The sequence below is a fragment of the Pandoraea sp. B-6 genome, from assembly GCF_000282835.1.
Taxonomy (GTDB): domain Bacteria; phylum Pseudomonadota; class Gammaproteobacteria; order Burkholderiales; family Burkholderiaceae; genus Pandoraea; species Pandoraea cepalis.
Map to the genome: position 1 here is coordinate 1 of NZ_KB290547.1, position 2,766 is coordinate 2,766.

The following is a 2,766-nucleotide window of genomic DNA, read 5'->3' on the forward strand; positions in this document are numbered from 1 at the left end:
CGTTGCCGGCGCGCTGCGGCTTTCGCGTGCCGAACGGGCCTACCTGTTCGATCTGCGGGCAAGCGCGATCCGGAGCGCGGTGCCGTGCCGTTGCCGCACCATGCGTCGGCACAGGTGCAGGCGGCCGTCGCCGCCGTGGCGGCTCCGGCCTACGCGCTGGATCGATGCTGGGACGTCCTGGCCTGGAACGCGGCCGCCGCCGACATCTTCCATGGCTGGCTCGACGCGCCGGGCGCGAAGAATCTGCTGCGCTACATCTTCCTCGATGCGGGTGCGCCCACGTTGATTCAGGATTGGGAGCGTCGCGCGCGCCGGGTGGTCGCGGAGTTTCGTGCCGAATGCAGTGCCTACCTTGACGATACGCCCGTGCGTGCCCTCACGGACGAATTGCAGCGCGACAGCCGCAGGTTCGCCTCGCTCTGGTCGCAGCAGGATGTCGTCGAACGCGAAGGCGGGCGGCGTGGTTTTCATCACCCGGCGCGCGGCGATATCGATTTCGCACAGGTCACGTTCCGCCTGTCGGGGCACGACGACGTCAAGCTCGTGATGTTGCTGCCGTAGTGCGGTCGCTCAGAGGGCTGGGCGCAACCACTGGATGAGCAGCGTGATGCTGGCCATGCCAAGCAGGGTCATGATGAGCGAGCCCCCGACGTGAACCGCCACGGTGAGCGCTGCCCAGCCCATCTGCCCTTCGCGCAGCAGCGTGGTGACTTCGGCGGAGAAGGTGGAGAACGTTGTGAGGCCACCGAGAAAGCCGGTCACGATCAACAGTCGCCACTCGACCGGAATCGACGGAAAGTGGCTGAAGAGCGCGACGGCAACACCGATGAGATAGCCGCCGACGAGATTGGCGACGAGCGTGCCGAGCGGGAGCGTCGGCAGGATCGCATTGAGCTGTACGCTCAGTGCCCAGCGCAGTAGCGCGCCTAACGCTGCCCCGAGGCTGATGGCGAAGACCGACGCAAACATGGTTGACTCCTCTGCCGAGCGGATGCGGAGAAAAAAACGGCCGACCTTTTCAGGCCGGCCGCTCTCGCCTCTCAAGCGAATACTGCGGGCGTTGCCACGAGACTCAGTCCTTCGGGAACGACGTGGCGCCACCGTGCGCGCCCGACCACTCGGCCGGTGCGTGCAGGAATTTCTCGACTTCGTCGAGCGTCTTCGTGTCGAAGTGGTTCTGCTGCTTGGCAACGCGCAGCACGTCCCACCACGTGGCGAGCGAGTGCAGCTCGACATCGATGTCCTTGAGCACCTGGCGGCTCTCCGGGAAGATGTCGTAGTGGAAGACCACGAACACGTGATTGACCTTCGCGCCGGCGTCGCGCAGCGCCTTGCAGAAGTTGATCTTGCTGCGGCCATCGGTCGTGAGGTCTTCGACGAGCAGCACGCGCGAGCCTTCCGGCAGATCGCCTTCGATCTGCGCGTTGCGGCCGAAACCCTTCGGCTTTTTGCGAACGTACTGCATCGGCAGCATCAGCTTGTCGGCGATCCAGGCCGCGAACGGAATGCCTGCGGTTTCACCGCCGGCGACCGTGTCGAACTGCTCGCAGCCGACGTCCTGAATGATGACGGCTTCGGCGAAATCCATCAGCGTACGGCGCACGCGCGGGTACGAGATCAACTTGCGGCAGTCGGTGTACACCGGGCTGGCCCAGCCCGACGTGAAGATGTACGGCTTCTCGGCGTTGAAATGCACCGCGCCCACTTCGAGCAGGATCTTGGCGGTGATGTCGGAAATCGCCTGGCGGTCGATGCCAATCATGATGCGGTTCCTAAGCGTAGCTGCCCGCCGTGCGGCGCGCAGCCAGGAGTCATGGGTGAGTCGGCGGGGACCGTAGCGCAAGGCGCTGCGGCAGGACGCCGTCTAAGGCGGCGGGTCGGCACGTCTGGCAACGACCGACCGGCGCTTAAGCGCGAATTATGCCACAAGTTTCAGCAAACGCGCGGTCAATTATGCACGGAGCGTATATTTTCCATTGGACTACTCCGCGCAATGTTTGCGCACGGCGCATATCAAAACCCGCCTCCGACAGATGAATCCAAAAAAAGAGACAGTTGCCGGCGCTTAATGACAGGCATACACTCACGCCCAAAATTCCGACCTGACGAAACGCGCCCATGCCTAACGATGCCTCGCCCTCGCTTGCCGCACCGGTGGTGCCGCACGATACCGCCTACGCGAACCGCGCCCTGTGGGCGTCGGCCATCGGCTACGCCATGGACGGTTTCGATCTGCTGATCCTCGGCTTCATCCTGCCGGCCATTGCGGCCGATCTCGCGCTCACCGGCGCCCAATCGGGCGCGCTTGTCACCTGGACCCTCGTGGGCGCGGTCGTTGGCGGCATTGTCTTCGGCATGCTGTCCGATCGCTACGGGCGCGTGCGCGTGTTGTCGTGGACGATTCTGCTGTTTGCGGTGTTCACCGGCCTGTGCTCGCTTGCACAGGGCTATTGGGATCTGCTGGCTTACCGGACGATTGCCGGTATCGGACTGGGCGGCGAGTTTGGCATCGGCATGGCGCTCGCGGCGGAAGCTTGCCCGCCGGCGCGTCGTGCGCGGGCATCGTCGTTCGTGGGGCTGGGGTGGCAGGCCGGGGTGCTTGCCGCCGCGTTGCTCACGCCGTTGCTGCTGCCGCACATCGGCTGGCGTGGCATGTTCGCCGTCGGCCTGCTGCCGGCGGTCGTGTCGTTCATCATGCGTCGCGCGCTCGGCGAGCCCGAGATGTTCCTTGCACAACAGCGGCAGGCGCGCGAACACGCGCCGCCC

The 2,766-nt window shown here is 65.1% G+C and carries 3 protein-coding genes and 1 pseudogene; 2 read left to right on the top strand and 2 right to left on the bottom strand.

Going from position 1 to position 2,766, the window contains the following annotated elements; genetic code table 11:
- A pseudogene (locus A985_RS26245) lies at positions 1-561 on the top strand (transcriptional regulator); the annotation flags it as partial.
- Between the two features lie 9 nt (positions 562-570).
- On the opposite strand, the gene crcB reads toward A985_RS26245, so the two are convergent.
- On the bottom strand, positions 571-969 hold the full coding sequence (crcB, locus tag A985_RS0119080) for a fluoride efflux transporter CrcB (RefSeq protein ID WP_017234977.1): 399 nt from the start codon (positions 967-969) through the stop codon (positions 571-573).
- Between the two features lie 103 nt (positions 970-1,072).
- The gene (locus tag A985_RS0119085) at positions 1,073-1,762 is read right to left on the bottom strand and encodes an orotate phosphoribosyltransferase (protein WP_017234978.1); all 690 of its coding nucleotides are present in this window, start codon (positions 1,760-1,762) and stop codon (positions 1,073-1,075) included.
- A gap of 356 nt (positions 1,763-2,118) precedes the next feature.
- On the opposite strand from A985_RS0119085, the gene A985_RS29490 reads away from it, so the two are divergent.
- Positions 2,119-2,766, top strand: a 648-nt coding sequence (locus A985_RS29490; RefSeq protein ID WP_232424679.1) for an MFS transporter, incomplete at its 3' end; no start/stop codon positions are given.

Excerpts from the sequence above, each read along its gene's own strand:
- crcB (WP_017234977.1), bottom strand. The coding sequence starts at position 969 with ATGTTTGCGTCGGTCTTCGCCATCAGCCTCGGGGCAGCGTTAGGCGCG.
- A985_RS0119085 (WP_017234978.1), bottom strand. The coding sequence starts at position 1,762 with ATGATTGGCATCGACCGCCAGGCGATTTCCGACATCACCGCCAAGATC.